Source organism: Staphylococcus sp. aM (genome assembly GCF_052975125.1).
Genome location: NZ_CP121447.1, coordinates 980,437 through 1,005,541, shown reverse-complemented (window position 1 = coordinate 1,005,541; position 25,105 = coordinate 980,437). Strand labels below are relative to the sequence as shown.

Annotated in this window: 18 protein-coding genes, 29 tRNA genes and 2 rRNA genes; 1 reads left to right on the top strand and 48 read right to left on the bottom strand. The window is 34.8% G+C overall.

The features are described 5' to 3' along the window. Positions 1 to 129: 129 nt before the first annotated feature. From yhaM to P7F85_RS05015, 8 genes are all read right to left on the bottom strand, one after another. Positions 130 to 1,071 (bottom strand): 3'-5' exoribonuclease YhaM, encoded by a 942-nt coding sequence (gene yhaM / locus P7F85_RS05050; RefSeq protein ID WP_002466800.1) that lies wholly within the window; start codon positions 1,069 to 1,071, stop codon positions 130 to 132. Beyond that, positions 1,071 to 4,004 carry an ATP-binding protein gene (locus tag P7F85_RS05045; RefSeq protein ID WP_002466810.1) on the bottom strand — a complete coding sequence of 978 codons (2,934 nt, stop codon included), beginning with the start codon at positions 4,002 to 4,004 and terminating at the stop codon, positions 1,071 to 1,073. Before P7F85_RS05045 ends, yhaM begins: the two co-directional genes overlap by 1 nt. Then, the gene (locus tag P7F85_RS05040; RefSeq protein ID WP_002466812.1) at positions 3,994 to 5,190 is read right to left on the bottom strand and encodes a metallophosphoesterase family protein; all 1,197 of its coding nucleotides are present in this window, start codon (positions 5,188 to 5,190) and stop codon (positions 3,994 to 3,996) included. Before P7F85_RS05040 ends, P7F85_RS05045 begins: the two co-directional genes overlap by 11 nt. A gap of 244 nt (positions 5,191 to 5,434) precedes the next feature. Next, complete coding sequence (locus P7F85_RS05035) at positions 5,435 to 5,779, bottom strand: YlbF/YmcA family competence regulator (RefSeq protein ID WP_002452107.1); 345 nt, start codon at positions 5,777 to 5,779, stop codon at positions 5,435 to 5,437. Between the two features lie 69 nt (positions 5,780 to 5,848). Next, positions 5,849 to 6,979 (bottom strand): DUF445 domain-containing protein, encoded by a 1,131-nt coding sequence (locus tag P7F85_RS05030; RefSeq protein WP_002466808.1) that lies wholly within the window; start codon positions 6,977 to 6,979, stop codon positions 5,849 to 5,851. 271 nt (positions 6,980 to 7,250) lie between these two features. Continuing rightward, positions 7,251 to 7,715 carry an XRE family transcriptional regulator XdrA gene (gene xdrA / locus P7F85_RS05025; protein WP_002452105.1) on the bottom strand — a complete coding sequence of 155 codons (465 nt, stop codon included), beginning with the start codon at positions 7,713 to 7,715 and terminating at the stop codon, positions 7,251 to 7,253. 250 nt (positions 7,716 to 7,965) lie between these two features. Then, positions 7,966 to 8,589 (bottom strand): response regulator, encoded by a 624-nt coding sequence (locus P7F85_RS05020; RefSeq protein WP_002466822.1) that lies wholly within the window; start codon positions 8,587 to 8,589, stop codon positions 7,966 to 7,968. Positions 8,590 to 8,609: 20 nt separating this feature from the next. Continuing rightward, complete coding sequence (locus P7F85_RS05015) at positions 8,610 to 9,722, bottom strand: GAF domain-containing sensor histidine kinase (protein ID WP_002466816.1); 1,113 nt, start codon at positions 9,720 to 9,722, stop codon at positions 8,610 to 8,612. A 177-nt stretch (positions 9,723 to 9,899) separates the two neighbouring features. Here P7F85_RS05015 and P7F85_RS05010 point away from each other — a divergent pair, with 177 nt between their 5' ends. Next, positions 9,900 to 10,730: an RluA family pseudouridine synthase gene (locus P7F85_RS05010; RefSeq protein ID WP_002466807.1), complete on the top strand. Its 831-nt coding sequence runs from the start codon at positions 9,900 to 9,902 to the stop codon at positions 10,728 to 10,730. A 60-nt stretch (positions 10,731 to 10,790) separates the two neighbouring features. On the opposite strand, the gene fumC is transcribed toward P7F85_RS05010, so the two are convergent. From fumC to P7F85_RS04810, 40 genes are all read right to left on the bottom strand, one after another. Beyond that, positions 10,791 to 12,176, bottom strand: a complete 1,386-nt coding sequence (gene fumC, locus P7F85_RS05005) for a class II fumarate hydratase (protein WP_002466811.1) — start codon at positions 12,174 to 12,176, stop codon at positions 10,791 to 10,793. 154 nt (positions 12,177 to 12,330) lie between these two features. Further along, positions 12,331 to 12,723 carry a hypothetical protein gene (locus P7F85_RS05000; protein WP_015364871.1) on the bottom strand — a complete coding sequence of 131 codons (393 nt, stop codon included), beginning with the start codon at positions 12,721 to 12,723 and terminating at the stop codon, positions 12,331 to 12,333. 142 nt (positions 12,724 to 12,865) lie between these two features. Next, entirely contained in the window at positions 12,866 to 13,045 is a 180-nt protein-coding gene (locus tag P7F85_RS04995; protein WP_002466824.1) for an SAS053 family DNA gyrase inhibitor, read from the bottom strand. A 27-nt stretch (positions 13,046 to 13,072) separates the two neighbouring features. Further along, positions 13,073 to 13,672, bottom strand: a complete 600-nt coding sequence (locus P7F85_RS04990) for a 6-phosphogluconolactonase (protein ID WP_015364870.1) — start codon at positions 13,670 to 13,672, stop codon at positions 13,073 to 13,075. A gap of 179 nt (positions 13,673 to 13,851) precedes the next feature. Next, on the bottom strand, positions 13,852 to 14,322 hold the full coding sequence (gene trmL / locus P7F85_RS04985; RefSeq protein WP_002466802.1) for a tRNA (uridine(34)/cytosine(34)/5-carboxymethylaminomethyluridine(34)-2'-O)-methyltransferase TrmL: 471 nt from the start codon (positions 14,320 to 14,322) through the stop codon (positions 13,852 to 13,854). Further along, positions 14,323 to 15,453 (bottom strand): tRNA epoxyqueuosine(34) reductase QueG, encoded by a 1,131-nt coding sequence (gene queG / locus P7F85_RS04980; protein WP_002466804.1) that lies wholly within the window; start codon positions 15,451 to 15,453, stop codon positions 14,323 to 14,325. Positions 15,454 to 15,695: 242 nt separating this feature from the next. Next, positions 15,696 to 16,418, bottom strand: a complete 723-nt coding sequence (locus tag P7F85_RS04975) for an amino acid ABC transporter ATP-binding protein (protein ID WP_002466809.1) — start codon at positions 16,416 to 16,418, stop codon at positions 15,696 to 15,698. Continuing rightward, positions 16,411 to 17,811 carry an ABC transporter substrate-binding protein/permease gene (locus P7F85_RS04970; protein ID WP_232013285.1) on the bottom strand — a complete coding sequence of 467 codons (1,401 nt, stop codon included), beginning with the start codon at positions 17,809 to 17,811 and terminating at the stop codon, positions 16,411 to 16,413. The genes P7F85_RS04975 and P7F85_RS04970 overlap by 8 nt, the downstream gene beginning before the upstream one ends. Before the next feature lie 176 nt (positions 17,812 to 17,987). Then, positions 17,988 to 19,052 carry a PTS transporter subunit IIC gene (locus P7F85_RS04965; protein ID WP_002466798.1) on the bottom strand — a complete coding sequence of 355 codons (1,065 nt, stop codon included), beginning with the start codon at positions 19,050 to 19,052 and terminating at the stop codon, positions 17,988 to 17,990. Between the two features lie 171 nt (positions 19,053 to 19,223). After that, a tRNA-Leu gene (locus P7F85_RS04960) sits at positions 19,224 to 19,306 on the bottom strand. Positions 19,307 to 19,343: 37 nt separating this feature from the next. Then, positions 19,344 to 19,418, bottom strand: a tRNA-Gly gene (locus P7F85_RS04955). A 12-nt stretch (positions 19,419 to 19,430) separates the two neighbouring features. After that, a tRNA-Gly gene (locus P7F85_RS04950) sits at positions 19,431 to 19,505 on the bottom strand. 13 nt (positions 19,506 to 19,518) lie between these two features. After that, positions 19,519 to 19,593: transfer RNA gene (locus P7F85_RS04945), tRNA-Gly, on the bottom strand. A gap of 13 nt (positions 19,594 to 19,606) precedes the next feature. Next, positions 19,607 to 19,681 (bottom strand) — tRNA-Gly (locus tag P7F85_RS04940). 11 nt (positions 19,682 to 19,692) lie between these two features. Next, positions 19,693 to 19,766: transfer RNA gene (locus P7F85_RS04935), tRNA-Cys, on the bottom strand. A 5-nt stretch (positions 19,767 to 19,771) separates the two neighbouring features. Then, positions 19,772 to 19,843: transfer RNA gene (locus P7F85_RS04930), tRNA-Gln, on the bottom strand. A gap of 11 nt (positions 19,844 to 19,854) precedes the next feature. Then, positions 19,855 to 19,927 (bottom strand) — tRNA-His (locus tag P7F85_RS04925). 2 nt (positions 19,928 to 19,929) lie between these two features. Next, positions 19,930 to 20,003: transfer RNA gene (locus P7F85_RS04920), tRNA-Trp, on the bottom strand. A 7-nt stretch (positions 20,004 to 20,010) separates the two neighbouring features. After that, positions 20,011 to 20,094: transfer RNA gene (locus P7F85_RS04915), tRNA-Tyr, on the bottom strand. Positions 20,095 to 20,100: 6 nt separating this feature from the next. Beyond that, positions 20,101 to 20,176, bottom strand: a tRNA-Thr gene (locus P7F85_RS04910). An 8-nt stretch (positions 20,177 to 20,184) separates the two neighbouring features. After that, a tRNA-Phe gene (locus P7F85_RS04905) sits at positions 20,185 to 20,257 on the bottom strand. A gap of 13 nt (positions 20,258 to 20,270) precedes the next feature. Continuing rightward, positions 20,271 to 20,346, bottom strand: a tRNA-Asp gene (locus P7F85_RS04900). 15 nt (positions 20,347 to 20,361) lie between these two features. Further along, positions 20,362 to 20,435: transfer RNA gene (locus tag P7F85_RS04895), tRNA-Met, on the bottom strand. Between the two features lie 20 nt (positions 20,436 to 20,455). Further along, a tRNA-Ser gene (locus P7F85_RS04890) sits at positions 20,456 to 20,545 on the bottom strand. Positions 20,546 to 20,577: 32 nt separating this feature from the next. Beyond that, positions 20,578 to 20,653: transfer RNA gene (locus P7F85_RS04885), tRNA-Asp, on the bottom strand. 10 nt (positions 20,654 to 20,663) lie between these two features. Beyond that, positions 20,664 to 20,753, bottom strand: a tRNA-Ser gene (locus tag P7F85_RS04880). A 9-nt stretch (positions 20,754 to 20,762) separates the two neighbouring features. Further along, positions 20,763 to 20,836 (bottom strand) — tRNA-Ile (locus P7F85_RS04875). Positions 20,837 to 20,863: 27 nt separating this feature from the next. Next, positions 20,864 to 20,937 (bottom strand) — tRNA-Met (locus P7F85_RS04870). A gap of 24 nt (positions 20,938 to 20,961) precedes the next feature. Continuing rightward, positions 20,962 to 21,037: transfer RNA gene (locus P7F85_RS04865), tRNA-Ala, on the bottom strand. A gap of 22 nt (positions 21,038 to 21,059) precedes the next feature. After that, a tRNA-Pro gene (locus P7F85_RS04860) sits at positions 21,060 to 21,133 on the bottom strand. Between the two features lie 9 nt (positions 21,134 to 21,142). Further along, a tRNA-Arg gene (locus tag P7F85_RS04855) sits at positions 21,143 to 21,216 on the bottom strand. Positions 21,217 to 21,231: 15 nt separating this feature from the next. Beyond that, positions 21,232 to 21,320: transfer RNA gene (locus P7F85_RS04850), tRNA-Leu, on the bottom strand. Between the two features lie 8 nt (positions 21,321 to 21,328). Continuing rightward, a tRNA-Gly gene (locus tag P7F85_RS04845) sits at positions 21,329 to 21,403 on the bottom strand. Positions 21,404 to 21,406: 3 nt separating this feature from the next. Beyond that, a tRNA-Leu gene (locus P7F85_RS04840) sits at positions 21,407 to 21,488 on the bottom strand. Positions 21,489 to 21,496: 8 nt separating this feature from the next. Further along, positions 21,497 to 21,572, bottom strand: a tRNA-Lys gene (locus P7F85_RS04835). Positions 21,573 to 21,578: 6 nt separating this feature from the next. Beyond that, a tRNA-Thr gene (locus tag P7F85_RS04830) sits at positions 21,579 to 21,654 on the bottom strand. 6 nt (positions 21,655 to 21,660) lie between these two features. Next, positions 21,661 to 21,736, bottom strand: a tRNA-Val gene (locus tag P7F85_RS04825). A gap of 9 nt (positions 21,737 to 21,745) precedes the next feature. After that, positions 21,746 to 21,860: ribosomal RNA gene (gene rrf, locus P7F85_RS04820) — 5S ribosomal RNA — on the bottom strand. A gap of 70 nt (positions 21,861 to 21,930) precedes the next feature. After that, positions 21,931 to 24,852, bottom strand: a 23S ribosomal RNA gene (locus tag P7F85_RS04815). 163 nt (positions 24,853 to 25,015) lie between these two features. Then, positions 25,016 to 25,091: transfer RNA gene (locus P7F85_RS04810), tRNA-Ala, on the bottom strand. Positions 25,092 to 25,105: the final 14 nt, after the last annotated feature.

Here is a 25,105-nt window from a genome sequence, read left to right as displayed (position 1 = left end):
TTAATGACGCCTGAGAGATAGGCGACGATATAATTATATCATCTCTACTCACTTTTGAAATATACTGATTATAGATTAAATTAAAAAAGGTGATGAATTCATATTCGAGTTCATCACCTTTTTTTCATATTAATCTAATTGTATTGGATTGTAGAATTGTCTATTTTCAAGACCAAAAATTCGCTCTGTAAATTGACCTTTATCCGTTTTCTTAAATGCTTTTTCAAACATGTTCATTTTAGCATCTATATTATCTATGAAAAATAGAATCTCGGCTTCTTTTAAATGTGGCATTTTAGGTGAACCAAACTCTAACTTACCGTGATGAGCTAAGATCATATGTCTTAATAACATGACCTCTTCACCATCAATGCCAAGTTCTTTTGCTGCTTCAGCCACTTCATCGCTTGCAATAGAAATATGCCCTAATAAATTACCTTCCACTGTATACGTCGTAGCCACAGGACCGCTTAACTCTTTTACTTTACCTAAATCATGTAAAATGATGGCACTATATAAGAGACTTCTATTTAATAGTGGGTATATATCACAAATAGATTTAGCAACTTTTAACATCGTTAAAACATGATAGCTTAAACCACTAGCAAAGTTATGATGATGTGAACTAGCTGCTGGAAATGTAAAGAAGCTTTCTTGATACTTTTTAATTAAGTGTCTTGTAATACGTTGTAAATTAGCATTTTCAATATCTAACATATAATGTGAAAGTGCTTCTTGTATTTCAGCTGGAGACATAGGTGCACCATCTACGAAATCTTGTGTATTCATGTTATCTTCAGGTGTCGCTAATCGAATTTGATTCACTTTCATTTGTTTACGGCCACGATAATTAATGACATCACCTTTTACATGTACGATTTCTTCTGGCTTCAATGTCTGCATATCTTCCTTCGTAGCAGTCCATAATTTAGCCTCGATATCTCCACTTTTATCTTGTAAATATAGCGTCATGTAGTCTTTACCTTGAGCTGTCACACCTTGTGTTGCTCTGTGGATTAAAAAGAAGTGATTAACTGAATCACCGGGATTTAATTTTTCTACATTTCTCATTATTTCCCGCCTTTCTCTAATTTATTTAAAGTAATCATTTCTTTAGTTGGAACAATATTATCATTAGTACATGTAAAGTATATTACTTGATGTTCCGTTGATAATGTTCTTAAATAATTTATCATTCTTTCTTTACGATCTTTATCAAAGTGTACAAACGCATCATCCACAATAATTGGGAATGGGTAATAAGGTTTTAATACTTTGATCAAACTCAATCTAAGTGCAACATATAATAACTCTTTCGTAGATTGACTTAACTCTACAGGTTGGTACATTTGACCATTTTCATGTTTAACTTGAATGGCTTCTTCTGAATAATAAATATTAGTATAAGCTCCATTAGTAAGATTTGTGAATATAAGAATGGCTTCATTAATCACCTGTGGTAAACGTTTATCTTTAATTTGTTTGATATGTTCATCTACTAAACTTTGTAAGTAACTTAAACTTGCCCAATCTTTAGCTATGCTATTCATTCTATTTTTTAGACTATGATACTCATGACGTAGTTGTGTTAATGTCGTATCTGTTTCCATATGATTAATTTGAGCATTGAGATCACTAACTTCAGATTGCATATCAAGATATTGTTCATTATATTGATCAACTTGCTGTGCTAGTAATTGATTTTCTTCATTTAACTGTGCTGTGGTTTTATCACTTAATTGTGAACTAGCATCATATGAGTAATTTTGATTTTCAAGATATTTTGTTAAATCATTGAAACGCGTCAATTGATTAGTATATGTTTGATACTTTTCATGATGTTGATAGTATTCTTCTTCTGTTGAGACGCCGATATGATTAAATAATTCGTTAATCGTTTGATTATTTTCCTCTAAGTGTGCTCGTAGCTGTGATAACTCATCATTTAATAATTTACTTTGTTCAGTATTTTTATGCCATTTTTCATTACTATCCTCAGCGTTTTTAAGCCATTGTTTCACATCATGGAAGAACGACATTTTGTTAAAATAAGTAAATTGTGATTGTGTAACTGCTTCTGCATGATTATAAAATGCCTCTAAATCACTTACTATTTGATGACGCTTTGAATTTAATTCATCAATATACTGGTCGTTTGATTTGATTTGTCCCATTGTACCTATACTTTCAACAATTAGGCTATCTGATATTTTAGGCGAAAGATGTAACTCTTGTTTCGCAACTTCTATATTATGATTGATATCATTTAAACGTTGTTCTGCCTTAGATAAAGCATTGTTCATATAATTGGATTTTTCATCTAGAACATCTTTATTTTTTAATGCATGTTGCCAATGATCACGTGTACGTTGCTGTTCGTCTAAATCAAAGTCTAAATCATATTGATTTTCTAAAACTTCTAATTGGTTTTCTAAATCGTCAATTTCTTGTGTGATTGTTTCACTATAATCTACTTCCTTAGATTTCACTAGGAATATACCGATAACAAACACAACAGTTAATACTGCAAATATAACTCCAAAAATCATGTTTTGAGTTAAAAATGCAAAAACGGTCAACGCTGCGCCAACTATTGCTAGTAAAATAAATACCATACGCAACATTTTTTGTCGTTTGCTTTTACGCTCTTGTTCAATTTCAAATGTTTCTTTTAATTTTTCATAGAGGTTTTCTTTCTCGTTTAATTCAACAATTTGTTGTTTGTGCTCTTTTTTCTTTTCGAACGTTTCTTCTGGAACAAGTAGATTTTCTAATTGATCTAATTCATTGCTATTTGCGTTTTGTTCAATTTTATTATCTTCAATACTACGTTCTAATTGTTGAATATAAGCCACTTGTTCTTGCTTGTTTTTAATTTGATCACTAATATGACTCTTCATTGCTTCTGAACTATCAACATCATGATAAGTTTCATTCCAACCGATATTCGATTGCATACTTTCTTTATCACGTTGTTTATCAGAAATTTCTTTTTCTATAGATCGTAATTCATATTCTTTTTGTTTAATCTCATTTTCTTGTTGATATAAACTATTAAAAGCATCGATATCAGACTGTTTAGCAGGTTCTATAGATTGATTATCTTCTTTGATGTGAGACAATTGCTGTTCTCTTAAACTGATGTCTCTAAGCAAGGATTGTCTTTGTGCATTTGCAGCTTCATAACGATCAATTCCTTTTTCAGGGAAGTGTAATGGTTCAACATTGAGTGCATGTTCTAATTGTTTCCATTCTTGTGTTTGATCATGTAAAGCTACTTCTTTTTGTTTTTCTTCATGCATTTTAGAAAGTTGGTTCAAGTTTTGTTTAATATTATCAAGGCGTCGTGACGATTTATCCTTTTCATCAACTAATCTATGATAAGTATCAAGTTTTGCTTCTTCATCTCGAATTTGCGCTTCTAATTGTTTTAACTGATCCACTTGTTGATTAATAATTGGATTTTTACCCGACTTTTTATACAATTCGTCCTTCTTCTGACTTATCGTATCTCTCATGCTTGTAAATTCAGTAGATCCTAAAGCGCCCGCTTCGAGTAAATAGTCTTGTAACTGTTTTTCGTCTAAATTACGATGAATATCTTGCAAGCCTAAGACATCAAAAGAAAATATACCTTGGTATGTTTTTTTAGATATATAATTCAATTTCTTTTGTAACCATTCTTCATCTCGCACGCTACCATCTTCTAGGTATACTTTAACATCACCTTGGGCACTACCTTTAATACGTTCAACTTCAACGACATTTCCATCGTCTAATTGAAGCGTCAATTTACCACCATATTGATTACCTAATCTTGGTTCTAAACGCGGCTCTTTAGACTTCTTAGTGGGAAATCCAAATAATATAGAATGGATGAAAGCTTGAATCGTTGATTTGCCAGCTTCATTTTCACCAAAAATTTCAGTAAATGATTGGTTAAACTCAATATTTCGTTGAACAAATTGTCCATAGCCATATATCTCAAGTGATTTAATTATCATTTTGTTCACCTCTCATGTCTGCCTTTAATAAGTCTTCAGCATGATTGACTAGCTCTGTTTTATCAAATGTTGTATAGTCATCTAAATATTTAGATGCTCGTGGATTTAAATATAAATCTGACATTGCTTTATCGAATACTGTTCTATCATTTAATAAATCATTCGAAAATTCATTTACTAAAGGCGACTCGTCGTTCGTTTTATATTTTAAATTTAAATCCTCAATAAATACAAAATCTTTTTCATTTTCTTCATAATCTGTAATCATTTCTTCGACTTGTAATATATCTTGAGGTGACATCGTTGATTCACTATTGATAATGACATTTAAACGGTAAAATGCTTTCCCTTCTTCTCGTACTTTATCTTTAAATGCTTGAATTGCTTCATACAAACCTTGTTTAGTCGTTTCTGAAGTTTCAATTGTCGCTTCTTCAAATTTAATGGATTGTGTCGGATAGAACTGTGTAGTTAGCTTTAAATTATCCCCTTGGATAAGTAAACAACCTTTTTCACCTTTTTCATTAAAATGTCGACCTTGTATATTACCAGCATAATTAATAACTGGTAAGTCACTTAATTGTTGTCTTTCATGAATGTGACCTAAAGCCCAATAATGGTACAATTTACTATTTAAATCTTCTAGTCTAAATTCAGTATATCTATCTTTAACTGATGACTTACTATAAGTACCATGTAGCACACCTATATGTATACCTTGTTGTCCCTGACTAGATGGAAAGCTATCAATTTTGTTCTCATAACTTGCATCATTTTGATAACTAAATCCATGTATAAAAATGGTCTCTCCATCTTTAGTTATTGCTTGATAAGTTTCTACTTGATTTGAAAATACAGATACATTTTTAGGCCAATTTGATGATATCTTTGTAGATAACGGATCATGATTACCATGACAAATGTATACGAAAATTTGTTCTTTTTCTAATCGTTCGAATTGCTCTTTTAAAAACACTTCAGCTCGTAACGTACGATTTTCTTTATCGAATAAATCACCAGCAATGATAATAAAGTCTACTTCTTTTTCTAATGCTAAATCAACAATATGTTGAAAACTTTCATATGCACTTTTTTGAACATCCTCAAATATATTAGGACTCAAATGACTTTTAGATTTAAAAGGACTGTCTAAATGTAAATCCGCACAATGTATAAATTTAACCATAAGCTCTATTCTCCTTATTAAAGACACTTAATGACTGTAGACAATTAAAATGTATTTAACATAATAAAAATACATTTACTATTCTAATTATCGAATAAAAATCCAGTCACAATATTCCTTTATATCTAATCATTTTACCATATGTGAAACATAACAGTCGATGTTGAACATAGTTATTCATCAATAACATAAAAAAGCTACAGCACTTAAATAAGTACTGTAGCTTTGATAAAATGACTAACTATTAGTCAGCATAAATTTCATCTAAAGGTTTAACGATGATTTGGTTAATTTCTTGGAATACTTGGCTCATTTTTTGTTCAGCTTGCATTAATGAAGAGATGTTTTCATCTTTTTCAATTGCTTGAGCTTGTTCTTGAGCTTTTTGTAAGTCTTCCTCAGGAATTTCTTCACCTTGCATTTGTTTTTGTTGGAAATTCATTTGAGTTTCACGGAATTCATCAAATAATTTTTTTGATTCTTCGTTATCTTTTACTTTAGCATAAGCATCTTTAATAGCTTTGTATTCATCACTATCTCTTAATGCTTGCTCTAATTGATTTGCATAATCATATAAATTTACTGCCATTGTTCATTGCACTCCTTTGAGTTAATTTGTGTTTCAACACTCTTAATAAATGTAACACATATCATTTAGTTAGACAAAGATTGCGACTATACCTTGGAAAATTCCTATAATACCACCAAGTATAAAACCTAAAGACATGATTAATTTTAATTCTTTATTAGCAATATCGATAATGATTTTTTCAATATAGTCTAAATCAAAGGTATTGATTTGATCTTCAACAAGTTGTCTTAAATTAATTTTATGCATAATCGTTGTTAAGTTACTTGATAATTGATGAATAATGATGTTGGTCAGTTTGTTAGATAATTCGTTTTCTAAATATTGGATAAACTGAGGAGCCAATTCATTAATAGGTTTTCTTATTTTATCTTGTAAATTAAATTGCGTAATCATTAATGATGTTGCAGTTGTAGCAATGTTTTCAAATTGGTCTTCTGATACTAATTCCCCTAGTTGCTTATTTTTGAATGTTTCAAATTCATTTTGAATGACTTGATCAATAATTGACTTGGCTTTGGGATGATTTGTTAAACGAATTAATTCTTGTTGTATTCGATCAGCAATACTCTCTCGTGTCATGAACATTTGTAATAAACCTACAATTTTCCCTTTTTCATTAAAGAATGTTTCTAACATATCATTGATGTCCTTCGTTCCTTTTGGAGAAGATAAATATACTCGCGCACGTTCACAAATCAAATCACCAACATCATTGAGTCTATGTTGAATGAGCTCAACCAATTCTTGTGGTAATACATCTTTAACTTCAGATTGTTGATGAGATCTATAATAGTTCATTAAAATCGATTCTACTTCTTCATGAAGTTGATGTTCTATAAAATAATCGATATTAAAATCGAATTTTTCTGCAATATGGTGAATCGTCATATCATCTGATTTCAGTTGTTGTATCTGTTTTAAAATAATATCGTTAATCGCACTTTTAGCTTTTCCATCATTTAATTTTTGTCTCATGAGCTCTTCTGTAAGCAAATGTTCTTCTATAACTTGACCAATCTTATTTGCGATTTCATCTCTTCTTTTCGGAATTAAACCAGGTGTGAATGGAATTCTTATTTTAAAAATATAATATGGATTGAACGGGTGAAATAACATTTTGATAGCTATGACGTTAGTTACCCCACCAATAATGGCACCGACCACCATCATAAACAAAATGATTAATAAAGCGTGCATGACATAGACTCCCTTCAAAATATAAAAATCATGATTTATTATAGCATTTAATTTCCTTAGGTTTCGTTAGTTTAAACTTATGAAACTTTTTCATATATCTTTTAACTTAAAATGTATCTTTAAATAACCCATAATAAAATAAAAGCCTAAGTCATCATTGTTTGACGACCTAGGCTAATATGTATAGTCAGTAACTAAAACATCTTCTATGTTAATAAAAATAAGTGATTAAATCATTTTACGATTCTACTATCACTTATTCGAGAAAAAATTAAATATGAACTAATTCTTCTTTAGCATTTCTATTGAAATAAGTTTCTGCTTCTCTCATTTTAGAAGTACCGAAAATAGGTTGTTTTTCAGGATTTAATACACGGTAAATATTGCTAACTTTATTACTTTGTAAAATATAACCGCTTCTAGTTTCAATTGTATTCCAATAAATATCACTAGTTGTTGAGTGATTTGGGTATGCACAATGATTTCTAGAAATAGTTTGGACGATTTCTAATGGATCACAACCAAACGTGCTATTTAAAACATCTGAATCTCTAAATAATGCACAAATTGAAACACATGTTGTCCAATTTGGTAATACACGTTCTTTTTCAATTTGAACTAACGTTTTCTTTGAAAGCCCAATAGTTTGAGCCATAGTATCTTGTGTATATCCTGCTTCTATACGAACCATTTTAAATTTTGTTTGAATTAAATCTGTAAAACTCTGTCTATCCATTCTATTATCTACCTTTCTTGAAGAGAATTTATATCCGGACACAAGAAATTGCAATTATACACATTTCTTGAAACACAAATTACATCTTAATATATTTTTAATGAAAATAAAAGAGTCAATTTCGTTTTAAGCTCATTTTTATTAAAGGCAAAATTATCAAAATACTTAAATTTTTAACATAATTTGTAAAAACTTAGTTATTTAACCATCATAAATTGAGCGTAATTATTACTTATATTTATTTTTTTAATTAAATCAGTTTATTTTCCATAGCATAAATTGCAGCTTGTGTACGATCACTCACTTGTAATTTACTGAATATATGGCTCACGTGTGTTTTAATTGTTTTTTCAGATACAAATAACGTATTAGCAATTTCTTTATTGGTCTTTCCTTTGACCATTTCTTTAAGTACTTCTGTTTCTCTTTTAGATAATTTATTTGTAAAATGTGGCTTAGAACTCATAGAATCTAAAACATGTTTGGCGTCTGGATGGATGATTCTCTTCCCATCAAGAACATTATGAATCGTTTCAATAAGTTTCTGTGGTTCTACGTCTTTCATTTCATAGCCATCAGCACCTTTTTCTAAAGCAGAAATGACATGTTCATCATCAACATAACTGGTTAATACCAGAATTTTAATGTTAGGGTAGTTATTTTTCAAATATTCCGTTATTTCAATACCATTCATATCTGGCATAACTAAATCTAATAGCACAATATCCGGTTGTTCATTATTTTCAAGGTAATCTAAAAACAATTTACCTTCAGCAAACCCCTGTACTACCTCTATATCTTCTACAGTAGATAATAAAAATTCTAAGCCTTGTCTGACAATATGATGATCATCGACTAATATGATTTTCTTCATCGCTATACTCCTTTAAATAATCAGTTCAATGGTATTTCTATTTCAATACGAGTACCTTTTGATGGCTTTGAATAAATACGTAATTGTCCTTTTAATATATCAGTGCGTTGTTGTAAGTGTTTTAAACCATTCGCTGTATTGGACATTTGCTTTTCATTGTCAAATCCTTTTCCCTCGTCTTGAACAATCACAAAAAGTTTTTCATTGGTTTGTTTTAAAGTTAAAGTTACTTCTTTCGTATGTGCGTGTTTTCTAACATTGTTCAGACATTCTTGAACCATGCGATAAACATTCTCTTCAATCATATTTGTTACATCAATCAAACCATCCACATGAACGGTCAAATTTAACTGTAGTAATTCACTATAATGATTTAATGCATGTAACATACCTTGCTCTAATCCAACAGGTTTTAATTGCCATATGAGTGCACGCATTTCATTAACCGCATTTTGACTTGTTTCCTCTATAGTTTTAAAAGCTTTTTTTGACATCTCTTCGTTTGAAATACCATAGGCAGCATGTGCAGTTAATTTTAATGAAAATAACATTTGGTTAACCGAATCATGCAAATCTCTGGCTAACCGATTTCTTTCATTAATTCGGGCATTTTCCTTTTCTTTATCGGTTAACATGATTCGCTTGATTGCCGAACCAATTTGAAAGGCCACTGATTCTAACAGTGCTAAATCTTCCTGGCTATAATGACTTTTGTTTGGCGTTGCAACATTTAATAATCCAAATTGTTCTTCACCAGATCTAAGTGGCACTGTTGCGTGATGTGTAATACCATCTGTTTCCTCATGATGCGCTCGATTTGCCAAATTAATTCTTGAACAATTAATGATATTAGAGGCTTTCGTCAGTTTTTCATTTTGATAAGCACGTACACACCAACAAGACCCATCAGTCATATAGTGGCATTGATTTTTAGAGAGTGCGCCTGGTAAGTTCACACTAGAGACTAATTCATGGTTTCCAGATTGATTGATAAAGAAAATCCAACCCGTCGTAAAGTCACTTCCTTCAATCAAATATTGAATTGCACCTTGCATCATACTGTATATTTCTGTTTCTTCATTCAAAAATTCTGCAATTTCTTTAAGGAGAGCGATACGTGTTGGTTTTTCCATAAATACCTCCAAAAATATTTCGAATATCTATTCTATTATACCGTTTCATGTAATATAAAAAAACCGCTCAATGTCATAATGAATCATGACGGCGATTCAAAGGATACTAATTACTTTAATTTTATATTGCAATAATACATTTTGTGATATGATTAAAAGTAACTATAGGAGGATTTTATGAAATTTACAATACCTGAAAATTATGATCAATATACATTGAGAGAGATTTTCCAAGATTTAAAGTTACCTAAAAAAGACTTACACTTATTAAATATGTCTAAGGATATTACTATTAATAAACAAACAAGTCGTTTATCTGATAAGGTCAATTCCGGCGATGAAGTATTTATACCTACACCGGAAGAAAAAAGTAATTACTTACCAAGTTATCGATATGCACAAGTTTATTATGAAAATGACGACTTTGCGATTGTGTTAAAACCTAAAGGCGTCAAAACACATCCAAATGACCTAAAAGAAAGTAATACGCTAATGAATCATCTTATTTATACTATTGATAGTGATTATGTAGAACCCATACATCGATTAGACCAAGAAACTGTAGGTTTATTAATTGTGGCAAAAAATCCGTTAATGAAAAAGATATTAGATAGAATGCTAGAAGAAAATGACATCACTCGTATTTATAAAGCACATGTTAAAGCTTTATTACCAATTAAACCACAAACAATTGATATGCCAATTGGTAAAGATAAGTTTCATCCAAATAAGAAACGTATATCTAATACAGGTCAGCGTGCGATCACACATATTTTATCTTCAAATATGATTAAAGAAAATGTATGCGAGTTAGAAATTAAATTAGATACTGGACGCACACACCAAATTCGTGTACATCTAGCAGAAATTGGACACCCTGTAATTGGAGATCCATTATACGGAGATTCAACATTAAGACAATTAGAATTACATAGTTATAAAATCGAATTAGAACATCCATTAACTAAAGAATGGATATCAGTTAGTTTAGATGATGATATTTCATAAAAAAAAGCTAGGAAGATTAATGTAATTTAATCTTCCTAGCTTTTAATAATTATATTGTTTCTAGTGAGGGTCTACCATATCTTCTGGTTTAATCCATTCTTCAAATTGTTCTTCAGTTACATAACCAGATTGAATGGCTGATTCTTTAAGTGTTAAGCCTTCTTTATGTGCATTTTTAGCTATTTGTGCAGCTTTCTCATATCCAATATGTGGATTTAAAGCAGTAACAAGCATTAATGATTGATTTAAGTAATTATCAATATTTTCCTCAATAGGTTCAATACCTACAGCACAGTTATTATTAAATGTTTCCATACCATCTGCTAATAAGTATATAGATTGTAATGTATTGTGTAAAATAACTGGTTTAAATACATTTAATTCAAAGTTACCTTGTGAACTTGCGATACCTACTGCAGTGTCATTACCCATCACTTGCACTGCTACCATTGTTAACATTTCACATTGTGTTGGATTAACTTTACCTGGCATAATTGAAGAACCCGGTTCATTTTCAGGAATTGAGATTTCAGCTAAACCTGCTCTTGGACCTGAAGCTAACCATCTTACATCATTAGCAATTTTCATTAAATCTCCAGCTAGTGCTTTTAATGTACCATGCAATTGAACAACTTCATCATGTGCAGTTAATGCATGGAATTTATTTTCTGATGATACAAATGCATAACCTGTATTTTCTGAGATAAATTTAGCAACTTTGTCACCAAACTCTGGGTGTGCATTGATTCCTGTACCTACGGCAGTACCACCAATTGCTAAGTTTAGAATGTGTTGTTTAGACTCATTTAATAATGTTTCACATCTATCTAACATATAACGCCAACCACTAATTTCTTGCCCTAATTTAATTGGTGTAGCATCTTGTAAATGTGTACGACCAATTTTAATAATAGATTCAAATTCATCTTCTTTTTGTTTAAAAGTTTGACGTAAATGTTTTAACGCTGGTACTAATTTAGTTTCAACTTCATGATATAGTGCAACGTGCATCGCTGTTGGAAATGTGTCATTAGAACTTTGAGATTTATTCACATCATCATTGGGATGGATTGACTCATCACTTTTTTGTTCTTTTAAATATTCATTTGCTACATAACTAACTACTTCGTTCACGTTCATATTACTTTGTGTACCACTTCCTGTTTGCCATACAACTAGTGGGAAATGTTCATCTAATTCACCATTTAAAATTTTATCACAAGCATATACGATAGCATCTTTTTTAGCATCACTTAATTTTCCTAATTCGTTGTTAGCTAATGCAGCACCTCTTTTAAGTTGTGCAAATCCATATACGACTTCAATAGGCATTTTCTCTTTACCTACTGGGAAGTTTCTTTTACTTCTTTCTGTTTGAGCACCCCAATATTTATCTGCAGGTACTTCAATTTCTCCAAATGTATCATGTTCAATACGTACTGACATTTTATTCTCCCCTTATTATCATTGTTTAATCCTAGTATATCACTATTCAATTTGTCATATCAATTTAGAAGTAAAACGTTTACATATATTTTTTGTATAAAAAAACTCTAGTTACTAATATAAATTTAGTAAAAAACTAGAGCTTAATTATATATTATTGAAATTTTTGTTTTGTTGCTTGAACAGTCGCGATTGCTGTTAAAATATATAAAATCGCACTTATTACAATCGTAAATGGACTTATTTTAATTAATATACTTAAAATACCTGTTAAGCTATTATAAAACCCATCTAATGTATACATTAAAATACCTGTTATAGCTAAACAGCATATTACACTGATGATAATGCCAGATTGATTACTTTTTATAAATGTTTGAGCACTGACATCATCAATTAAACCATTCGAAAGATTTAACTGTAATTGTACTATTTTAAATAAAACTGGCAAGTATAGTGCGCCTAGTGCTAATGGAAATGCCTTGATTGAAATTAAACTTACAATAACAGTTGCGATCATTAAATATTTCCAATACTTCCCTAGCATATGTAATCTCCTTTTAAACATGATTCTTCAATATCTTATCATAATGCAAGAATTGATGGATGACATCCATTAAAATATTATTTCGTCTTTTCTATAAAAAATACTCTTGCAATAGAATTTTCACTATTACAAGAGTTAATATTTAATCTTGATCTAAATCAGAACGAACATCTGAATCATGAGATTGATTTAATTTTTCTTCATCATTTTCTTCAGAAATTTGTTCCATTTCTTTTCCTAAGTCTTTTAAATCATCTAAATCGGTTACCATTGCATTTTCTTCTTCGTGGTAATTCGTTTTAGAATCTTTATTTTGAGTCATATAGATAACCTCTTTCTGACTTATTCTTTATGCAAAGCGAGCTGTGAAGTATTCTTTCACGTCTTCAGGTAATCCAGCTGCTGCTTCTTTATCTAAAATAACGTTAACCATACGGTGCGCTTTTAAGTCTGCAGGTTCAAAATTAGATTTTCCATTTTCGTTATATAATTTTTCGACTACTTCACGTTTATTACTACCAGTAACAACTAAGAAGATTTCGCGTGCTTCTAATAACCCTTGTCTTACACTTACATCTAAATTACCATTTTCATCAATTGAAACAACTTGTAAGACTAATTTACCTTTATTTTCCTTTGTTTTAATTTTATCTGAAATAAAGTCATTAGCATCTTGGTTGTATGATAATGAATAAATTTGGCTTTGTGGTACACCTAACGCTTCATAATATGATTGATTTTCATCATAATCTAAAATATTAATTTGACTGAAATCAACTGCATGTAAATCAACATTCTTTTTTAATTCATCTAATACAGGTGCATGATCTTTTGTTAAATGAACACCTGCGATTGTCATTGGGTTGTTATTAAATTGTTTTCTCAAAATGTCTGCTGTATATTCAGCTACTCTTTGTTTATCTTCAAATACTTTAAAGTTCATTGCCATTTTAAAATACACTCCTCTTAGTTTGCTTACATAGAATAGTATGGTTAATATTAATTCATTTATACCCTAATTATTTATCGTTCAAACTAACCTATGATTATAGAATACTATTTTCTCACCAATTAATATAACATGTAGTCAACTTTTCGTTCATCTACTTTGAATTTCAAACATCTTTATTATGATAAGCCAGGAAATGATTGTTGTCTTAAAGCTTCGTAAATCAATAACGCTGCTGTATTTGAAAGATTTAATGAACGAATTTTATCACTCATTGGAATTCTTAATGCAGTATCTTGATACTTATCTTTGACCCAATCTGGTAATCCAGTTGTTTCTCTACCAAAAATAAAATAATGATTATTGTTCGTATCAGAAAAATCAAAGTCACTATATGTTTGCTTACCAAATTTTGTTAACAAATAGTATTCACCATTAGTTGATTCAAAAAATGATTCTATATCTTCATGATATGTAATATTAACATGTTCCCAGTAATCTAATCCTGCTCTTTTTAACATCTTATCATCTGTACTAAATCCAAGTGGTTTAATCAAATGTAAGTGCGTATTGGTACCAGCACAAGTTCTAGCTATATTACCAGTATTTGCAGGGATTTCGGGTTGAAATAATACAATATGGTTTGTCATTTATTTTTCTCTCCTCATTTCCAAGCCTTTTAACATTTCAACTTGGACTTCTTCAATTTCATTTTCATAATGTGTATGAATAAATTCGCGTGCATTTTCACCTTCAATTTGACCGATTGCCCAATATGCAGTCCCTCTAATCATAGGTCTAGGATCATTTAACGCAACTTCTTTTAAATCAGGTATAGCACCTGTTTCATTAAAATGAACTAAAGCTAATATAGCATTACGTTGTATAGGTTTTTTACCTCTCCACGCACCTGCTAAATGACCATATGTATTTTTAAATTCTTTATTACTCATTTGTAATAATGGGACTAATCTAGGTTTCAAAATTTCAGGTTCTAAAATAATGTCGTCATGTTCTGTATTAATGCCTTTATTTTTAGGACAAACTTGTTGGCATGTGTCACACCCATATAGTCGATTGCCGATTTTATATCTGTATTCATCAGCCAAATAACCTTTAGTTTGCGTTAAAAAGCTAATACATTTTTGACTATTTAATTGGCCATTGCCAACTAAAGCACCCGTAGGACATCTATCAACGCAAATGGTACAATCTCCACAACTATCTAAAATAGGATCATCTGGTTCAAAAGGTATACTAACAAGCATTTCACCTAGATAGGTCCATGTGCCTAAATCAGGATTAATAATAAATCCATTTCGTCCTGCAAATCCGAGTCCTGCACGTTCAGCTACCGCTCTATCTGATAATACCCCAGTGTCAACCATCGACTTAATTTCAACATCAGGTACTTTTGATTGGATATATGTTCCCAATAGATCCAATCGTTTTCTCATTATTGTATGATAATCTTGTCCCCATGAAGCACGTGCAAACATGCCGCGTCTATCACCACGTACACTTTTAGGTGCTCCTTTAAGTTTATTGGGATATCCAACTGCTATCGCAATAATAGATCTCGCTGTCGGTAAGCTTAATTTAGGTTCCGTTCTTAATGCTATATCAGATTCTTCAAACCCAGAAGCATATCCTTTTGAGTGATAATCTTCTAGCTTTTGTTTCAATTCATCAAATGGATCGGCAGTCGTAAAACCAATACTGTCAATACCAATTGTATGTGCGTATTCAATGATATCTTTTTTTAACTGCTTTACATCCAAAATTCTGCCCCCACATTATAAAAATATACTCTTGTTATTTTAACATATGAATAAATAGTGATGTATGATTATTGATTAAAAGTATGTAAGACATTGACTTTGTTACATCATTTAATATTTATTCAATTAACGTTAATCATTAAAAACATGTAACAATTGACTGTTAGCTTATCAAAAAATGAAAGTCTGAGAAATTGACATCTCTCAGACTTTCATAATTTAATTTTTTAACTATTTTATATTTATAATACTCTAGATAAGAAATTTTTAGTTCTTTCATGTTGTGGCTTTTCAAATATTTCCTGTGGTGTACCAGATTCAACAACAACGCCATCCGCCATAAATATTACTTTATCACTGACATCTTTTGCGAATCCCATTTCATGTGTAACGACAACCATTGTCATTCCTTCTTTTGCTAAATCCTTCATAACCTTCAAAACATCCCCAACTACTTCAGGGTCAAGTGCAGATGTCGGTTCATCAAATAAAATAACATCTGGGTGCATAGCTAATGCTCTTGCTATCGCAACTCTCTGCTTTTGTCCACCAGAAAGTTGATTAGGATAAACATCTGCTTTATCTTTTAATCCTACCTTATCTAGTAATTCAATCGCTTGTTCATTTAGAGTTGAATCATCATTCTTTTTTAACAATTTAGGGGCTAACATAATATTTTCCTTAACCTTTTTATGAGGAAATAAATTAAAGTTTTGAAACACCATGCCCATTTTTTGTCGTAACTGCTCTAATTGAACACCCTTTTTTGTTAAATCGTTTCCTTCAAATATGACATGACCTTTAGTGGGTGTTTCTAATAAATTCATACATCTTAATAAAGTACTTTTCCCACTACCTGATGGGCCAATGATAGCTACGACTTCACCTTTATTAATATCTAAATTAATATCTTTCAATACTTCATTGTTACCAAATTTTTTATTTAAATTTTGAATTTTAATCACTGGCTTTCATTCTCCCTTCTATAAAGTTCATGATGCGTGATAATGCAAAGGTTAGAATAAAGTACATTCCTGCTGCGACCAATAATGGTGTAAAAGGATCAAATGAAATACCTTGAACCACTTGTGCATTAAACATAATTTCTCCAACACCTATTGTTGATACAATTGATGATTCTTTAATTAAAGTAACAAATTCATTACCTAGTGCAGGTAAAATATTCTTAATAGCTTGTGGCATAATAACTGATTTCATCGTTTGGTTGTAACTCAAACCTAAACTGCGTGCAGCTTCTGTTTGTCCTTTATCGATGGAATTAATACCCGCACGAAATATCTCTGCAATATATGCTGATGAGTTTATAACTAACGCAATTGTTCCACAAATTAAAGCAGAAATATCTAGTCCAAGTGCTGCAGTAGTACCAAAAAATACTATGAAAACTTGTACTAATAATGGTGTACCTCTTAAGAATTCTATATATATTGAAGCAATCCAAGATAATGGTTTAAATTTACTTAATTTCATTAGTGCGATAAACGCTCCTAAAATAGCACCTAATACTACACCAATAAATGAAATTAAAATTGTATTTTCTAATCCTTTAATAAAGAAACTTTTATATTTTGTGTAAAAATTACCATCATCCTGCATGTCGTTTGCTGCTTTAGACATATACTTATCAATTAAATTCTTATCATTTACTTCATTGATTGTCTGATTTAATTTTTTTAATAGAATTGGTGAATTTTTAGGTACTGCAATACAAGTTGGTTTCTTTTCTTCATTAAATTTCACATCTGAAAATGCAAGTTCAGGATTTTGTTTTATGTATGCTTCTGCTACAGGTTTTTCAAGAATTGCTCCTACAGTTTTACCACTTTTCACAGATAAAATAGTTTCTGGTAATTTATTTAATGAAGTAACATCTGCATTTTCAATTTCAGTCTTAGCTATTTTTTCTTGATCTGTCCCTTTTTGAACTGCAATTTTTTTATCTTTAAAATCGCTAATAGATTTTAAATGATTTTTTTCATTTTTCTTAACTAACATAATATTATTAGTCATCATATATGGTTTAGTAAAGCTTACTTCTTTTTCACGTTCAGGTGTCGTTGTCATTCCAGAAATAATAATATCAATTTTGCCAGTTTTAAGCGCACCTAGTAAACTATCAAATTGCATATTAATAATTTTCAGTTTGAGATGATTATCTTTAGCAATCTTCTTAGCTAACTCTATATCGACACCAGCATATTCAGTTTTCCCATTTGCATTCTTTTCAAATTCCATCGGTGCATAATCAGCTGATAAGCCAACACGAAGTTCTCCACTCTCTTTTATTTTCTGCCAATTTGTATCATTTTCTTCAGCATTAATATTGGGTTGTTTCATTGTTAATGTTGAACCTACTATAATTAAAAATACCAAAAATACTTTAATAAAATATTTCATTAAAGCAACCCTCCTTTATAATATTCATTATTATACAAATACTTACATTAATATGCAATATTTATTTTTAAATACCATAAAAAAAGTGCAGCCTTAACGGCTACACAGAGTTTTGTTTAATCTTTAGGAATTTCAAATTTATATATTTCGTCACTATATGATTGTATAAATTTTTTACATAATTCATGTACTATAAATCCACTGATAAATGGAATAATAAAGTACCCTACAACTAGCATGATAATATTTGTCATTTGATCTCCAGGCATACGGTTTAAAGCATTTATAGGTCCAACAAGGCCAGTATATCCAAATCCAGCAGATAAAGGTGTACCTTTGATACCTATGAAATAAGCAATAATACCAGTAACAACTCCATTAATGATTAGAGGAATAGCTATGATTAAATGTTTTAAATAAACAGGTATCATCATTTTAGCTGCACCAATAAGCAATACCAAATTGACCCCAATAGAATTAACTCTTAAAGATCCAAATAAAAATGTAACACAAGCAGCAACAATACCCATATTCGCCGCACCACTACCTAATCCAGTTAAACCTATCGCAGTAGCAATGGCTACTAATGAAATTGGTGTAACCATAAGTAAAGAGAAAGTCACACTAATTAAAATTGACATCGTTAATGGATTAAGATCAGTAAATGAATTAATCAATTTACCAATTGTATGAGTAACGACTTGAACATATGGTAATGTCATCATACCAATAGTTCCACTAACAACTGGAATTAAAACTGGTAAAATAATCATTTCAAATGAGCCCAATTTTCCTTGGAATAATAAATATAAAAAACAGGCAATCATCACTACTAAAATAATATTGATTATATCCCCAATACCTTTAATCATAATGCCTTGATTATTAAATATTATTGCGCCTGAACCTAACATAGCAGAAGTACCAACAATAGCAGCACCTGACCCATTGAATTTAAATTGATGAGCTGCTAAAACTCCTACTATAAATGCCATAAAAGACTGTATAACCGTAACAAGACGAAAGATAGTCTCTAAGATCTCATTACCATCTTTAAAAAATTTAAGTAACTCTCCTAATAAAGCGTTAGGTAATAAGGCAATTACAACTCCTGCACCAACTGCATTTAGAATATTACTAAAGAAAATTTTACCACCCATTTTAGTACTATTTTTACTCATAATGAACCTCCAAAGCATAATAAAATTATCATATATCATATTACAAAATGATACAAACTAAAATATGATAAAGATAATCTACTTGAACTCTATACAGAAATTTATTGATATAAAAAAAGTGGTAAATGTGTTTACACAAATACCACTTTTCCTCATACTTTATCTATTTTATACCGGCGGTCGGGATCGAACCGACACTCCAAAAAGGAACGGGATTTTGAGTCCCGCGCGTCTGCCAATTCCGCCACGCCGGCTCAATATAAAGAAAAAACTTCCACTTGGAAGTAATATTGGAGCGGAAGATAGGACTTACACCTATACCTCATTCCGGGAAGGAATGTGTTCTAAGAATTGAACTACTCCCGCTTAATATAAAATTGGAGCGGAAGATAGGACTTACACCTATACCTCGTTCCGGGAAGGAACGTGTTCTTAGAGTTGAACTACTCCCGCTTGATATAAATTATGGAGCGGAAGATAGGATTTGCACCTATACCTCGTTCCGGGAAGGAACGTGTTCTAAGAGTTGAACTACTCCCGCTTGATGTAAATTATGGAGCGGAAGATAGGACTTACACCTATACCTCGTTCCGGGAAGGAACGTGTTCTTAGAGTTGAACTACTCCCGCTTAATATAACCTGGAGGCGGCAACCGGATTTGAACCGGTGATAAAGGTTTTGCAGACCTCTGCCTTACCACTTGGCTATGCCGCCAATAACTGGGCTAGCTGGATTCGAACCAGCGCGTGACGGAGTCAAAGTCCGTTGCCTTACCGCTTGGCTATAGCCCATTAATAATAAGGGCGGTTGAAGGGAATCGAACCCTCGAGTGTCGGAACCACAATCCGATGCGTTAACCACTTCGCCACAACCGCCATGGCAGGGGCAGTAGGAATCGAACCCACATCAAAGGTTTTGGAGACCTCTATTCTACCGTTGAACTATGCCCCTATTTAGATGGTGGAGGGGGGCAGATTCGAACTGCCGAACCCGAAGGAGCGGATTTACAGTCCGCCGCGTTTAGCCACTTCGCTACCCCTCCAAGAGATGGTGCCGGCCAGAGGACTTGAACCCCCAACCTACTGATTACAAGTCAGTTGCTCTACCAATTGAGCTAGGCCGGCTTGTGAAATGGTTCAGGACAGAGTCGAACTGCCGACACATGGAGCTTCAATCCATTGCTCTACCAACTGAGCTACTGAACCATAATATTAATAATGGCGGTCTCGACGGGAATCGAACCCGCGATCTCCTGCGTGACAGGCAGGCGTGTTAACCGCTACACTACGAGACCTATTAAAACTATGTATTGCGGGAGGCGGATTTGAACCACCGACCTTCGGGTTATGAGCCCGACGAGCTACCGAACTGCTCCATCCCGCGATAATAATAAATAATAAAAACGGAGGAAGAGGGATTCGAACCCCCGCGGCCCGTTAAGGCCCTGTCGGTTTTCAAGACCGATCCCTTCAGCCGGACTTGGGTATTCCTCCATGATTATAGGTAAATTGCTATTAAATTAAAATGGCGGTCTCGACGGGAATCGAACCCGCGATCTCCTGCGTGACAGGCAGGCGTGTTAACCGCTACACTACGAGACCAAATATAAAACGGAGGAAGAGGGATTCGAACCCCCGCGGCCCGTTAAGGCCCTGTCGGTTTTCAAGACCGATCCCTTCAGCCGGACTTGGGTATTCCTCCAAAATTATATGGACCTTGCAGGACTCGAACCTGCGACCGAACGGTTATGAGCCGTTAGCTCTAACCAACTGAGCTAAAGGTCCCAAATATAATCTTACAACTAATAGTAGTGGCGGTGGAGGGGATCGAACCCCCGACCTCACGGGTATGAACCGTACGCTCTAGCCAGCTGAGCTACACCGCCGTTATCTAGTTTGTAAATTTAATATGGTGGAGACTAGCGGGATCGAACCGCTGACCTCCTGCGTGCAAAGCAGGCGCTCTCCCAGCTGAGCTAAGCCCCCATATATATAATAATTGTTGCTATCGGGAAGACAGGATTCGAACCTACGACCCCTTGGTCCCAAACCAAGTGCTCTACCAAGCTGAGCTACTTCCCGTAGAATAAGCGCGCCCGATAGGAGTCGAACCCATAACCTCTTGATCCGTAGTCAAACGCTCTATCCAATTGAGCTACGGGCGCATATTAATAATAAGATGGTGCCGAGGACCGGAATCGAACCGGTACGGTGATCTCTCACCGCAGGATTTTAAGTCCTGTGCGTCTGCCAGTTCCGCCACCCCGGCACTAATAATGGAGCAGAAGACGGGATTCGAACCCGCGACCCCAACCTTGGCAAGGTTGTATTCTACCGCTGAACTACTTCTGCATATGCGGGTGAAGGGAGTCGAACCCCCACGCCGTAAGGCGCTAGATCCTAAGTCTAGTGCGTCTGCCAATTCCGCCACACCCGCTATTAAAATGGTGAGCCATAGAGGATTCGAACCTCTGACCCTCTGATTAAAAGTCAGATGCTCTACCAACTGAGCTAATGGCTCTAAAGATGGTGCCGGCCAGAGGACTTGAACCCCCAACCTACTGATTACAAGTCAGTTGCTCTACCAATTGAGCTAGGCCGGCTATAAATGGTGGAGAATGACGGGTTCGAACCGCCGACCCTCTGCTTGTAAGGCAGATGCTCTCCCAGCTGAGCTAATTCTCCAGTATATTTGCCTGGCAACGTCCTACTCTAGCGGAACGTTAGTCCGACTACCATCGGCGCTAAGGAGCTTAACTTCTGTGTTCGGCATGGGAACAGGTGTGACCTCCTTGCCATTGTCACCAGACAAATGGAATGTATTATACATTCAAAACTAGATAGTAAGTAAAATGATTTTGCTTCGCAAAACATAAATTTTGATTAAGTCTTCGATCGATTAGTATTCGTCAGCTCCACGTGTCACCACGCTTCCACCTCGAACCTATTAACCTCATCATCTTTGAGGGATCTTATAACCGAAGTTGGGAAATCTCATCTTGAGGGGGGCTTCATGCTTAGATGCTTTCAGCACTTATCCCGTCCATACATAGCTACCCAGCTATGCCGTTGGCACGACAACTGGTACACCAGAGGTATGTCCATCCCGGTCCTCTCGTACTAAGGACAGCTCCTCTCAAATTTCCTACGCCCACGACGGATAGGGACCGAACTGTCTCACGACGTTCTGAACCCAGCTCGCGTACCGCTTTAATGGGCGAACAGCCCAACCCTTGGGACCGACTACAGCCCCAGGATGCGATGAGCCGACATCGAGGTGCCAAACCTCCCCGTCGATGTGAACTCTTGGGGGAGATAAGCCTGTTATCCCCGGGGTAGCTTTTATCCGTTGAGCGATGGCCCTTCCATGCGGAACCACCGGATCACTAAGTCCGTCTTTCGACCCTGCTCGACTTGTAAGTCTCGCAGTCAAGCTCCCTTATGCCTTTACACTCTATGAATGATTTCCAACCATTCTGAGGGAACCTTTGAGCGCCTCCGTTACCTTTTAGGAGGCGACCGCCCCAGTCAAACTGCCCACCTGACACTGTCTCCCACCACGATAAGTGGTGCGGGTTAGAAAGCCAACACAGCTAGGGTAGTATCCCACCAATGCCTCCACGTAAGCTAGCGCTCACGTTTCAAAGGCTCCTACCTATCCTGTACAAGCTGTGCCGAATTTCAATATCAGGCTACAGTAAAGCTCCACGGGGTCTTTCCGTCCTGTCGCGGGTAACCTGCATCTTCACAGGTACTATGATTTCACCGAGTCTCTCGTTGAGACAGTGCCCAAATCGTTACGCCTTTCGTGCGGGTCGGAACTTACCCGACAAGGAATTTCGCTACCTTAGGACCGTTATAGTTACGGCCGCCGTTTACTGGGGCTTCGATTCGTAGCTTCGCAGAAGCTAACTACTCCTCTTAACCTTCCAGCACCGGGCAGGCGTCAGCCCCTATACATCACCTTACGGTTTAGCAGAGACCTGTGTTTTTGATAAACAGTCGCTTGGGCCTATTCACTGCGGCTCTTCTGGGCGTTAACCCTAAAGAGCACCCCTTCTCCCGAAGTTACGGGGTCATTTTGCCGAGTTCCTTAACGAGAGTTCGCTCGCTCACCTTAGAATTCTCATCTTGACTACCTGTGTCGGTTTGCGGTACGGGCACCTGTTATCTATCTAGAGGCTTTTCTTGGCAGTGTGAAATCAACGACTCGAGGAAACAATTTCCTCTCCCCATCACAGCTTGACCTTATGAGTGCCGGATTTGCCTAACACTCAGTCTTACTGCTTGGACGTGCAATCCAATAGCACGCTTCGCCTATCCTACTGCGTCCCCCCATCGATTAAAACGATACTAGGTGGTACAGGAATATCAACCTGTTATCCATCGCCTACGCCTGTCGGCCTCAGCTTAGGACCCGACTAACCCAGAGCGGACGAGCCTTCCTCTGGAAACCTTAGTCAATCGGTGGACGGGATTCTCACCCGTCTTTCGCTACTCACACCGGCATTCTCACTTCTAAGCGCTCCACATGTCCTTGCGATCATGCTTCGACGCCCTTAGAACGCTCTCCTACCATTGTCCTACGGACAATCCACAGCTTCGGTAATATGTTTAGCCCCGGTACATTTTCGGCGCAGTGTCACTCGACTAGTGAGCTATTACGCACTCTTTAAATGATGGCTGCTTCTAAGCCAACATCCTAGTTGTCTGGGCAACGCCACATCCTTTTCCACTTAACATATATTTTGGGACCTTAGCTGGTGGTCTGGGCTGTTTCCCTTTCGAACACGGACCTTATCACCCATGTTCTGACTCCCAAGTTAAATTAATTGGCATTCGGAGTTTGTCTGAATTCGGTAACCCGAGAAGGGCCCCTCGTCCAAACAGTGCTCTACCTCCAATAATCATCACTTGAGGCTAGCCCTAAAGCTATTTCGGAGAGAACCAGCTATCTCCAAGTTCGATTGGAATTTCTCCGCTACCCTCAGTTCATCCGCTCACTTTTCAACGTAAGTCGGTTCGGTCCTCCATTCAGTGTTACCTGAACTTCAACCTGACCAAGGGTAGATCACCTGGTTTCGGGTCTACGACCAAATACTAAACGCCCTATTCAGACTCGCTTTCGCTACGGCTCCACATTAGCTGCTTAACCTTGCATCAAATCGTAACTCGCCGGTTCATTCTACAAAAGGCACGCCATCACCCATTAACGGGCTCTGACTACTTGTAAGCACACGGTTTCAAGTTCTCTTTCACTCCCCTTCCGGGGTACTTTTCACCTTTCCCTCACGGTACTGGTTCACTATCGGTCACTAGAGAGTATTTAGCCTTAGGAGATGGTCCTCCCAGATTCCGACGGAATTTCACGTGCTCCGTCGTACTCAGGATCCACTCAAGAGAGTATATATTTTCGACTACAGGATTATTACCTTCTTTGATTCAACTTTCCAGATGATTCGTCTAATATATACTTTTGTAACTCCGTATAGAGTGTCCTACAACCCCAACAAGCAAGCTTGTTGGTTTGGGCTCTTCCCGTTTCGCTCGCCGCTACTCAGGGAATCGATTTTTCTTTCTCTTCCTCCGGGTACTAAGATGTTTCAGTTCTCCGGGTCTGCCTTCTGATATGCTATGTATTCACATATCGATAACATGACATAACTCATGCTGGGTTTCCCCATTCGGAAATCTCTGGATCAACGCTTACTTACAGCTCCCCAAAGCATATCGTCGTTAGTAACGTCCTTCATCGGCTTCTAGTGCCAAGGCATCCACCGTGCGCCCTTAATAACTTAATCTATGTTTCCATCCTACAGGAAACGCGTTATTAATCTTGTGAGTGTTCTTTCGAACACTAGCGATTATTTCTTATGAATTCAAGCTTTAAAACTCTAATTCACTCGGTTTTGCTTGGTAAAATCTATTTTACTTACTTATCTAGTTTTCAATGTACAATTATAATGGTGGAGACTAGCGGGATCGAACCGCTGACCTCCTGCGTGCAAAGCAGGCGCTCTCCCAGCTGAGCTAAGCCCCCAAATAAATATTAAT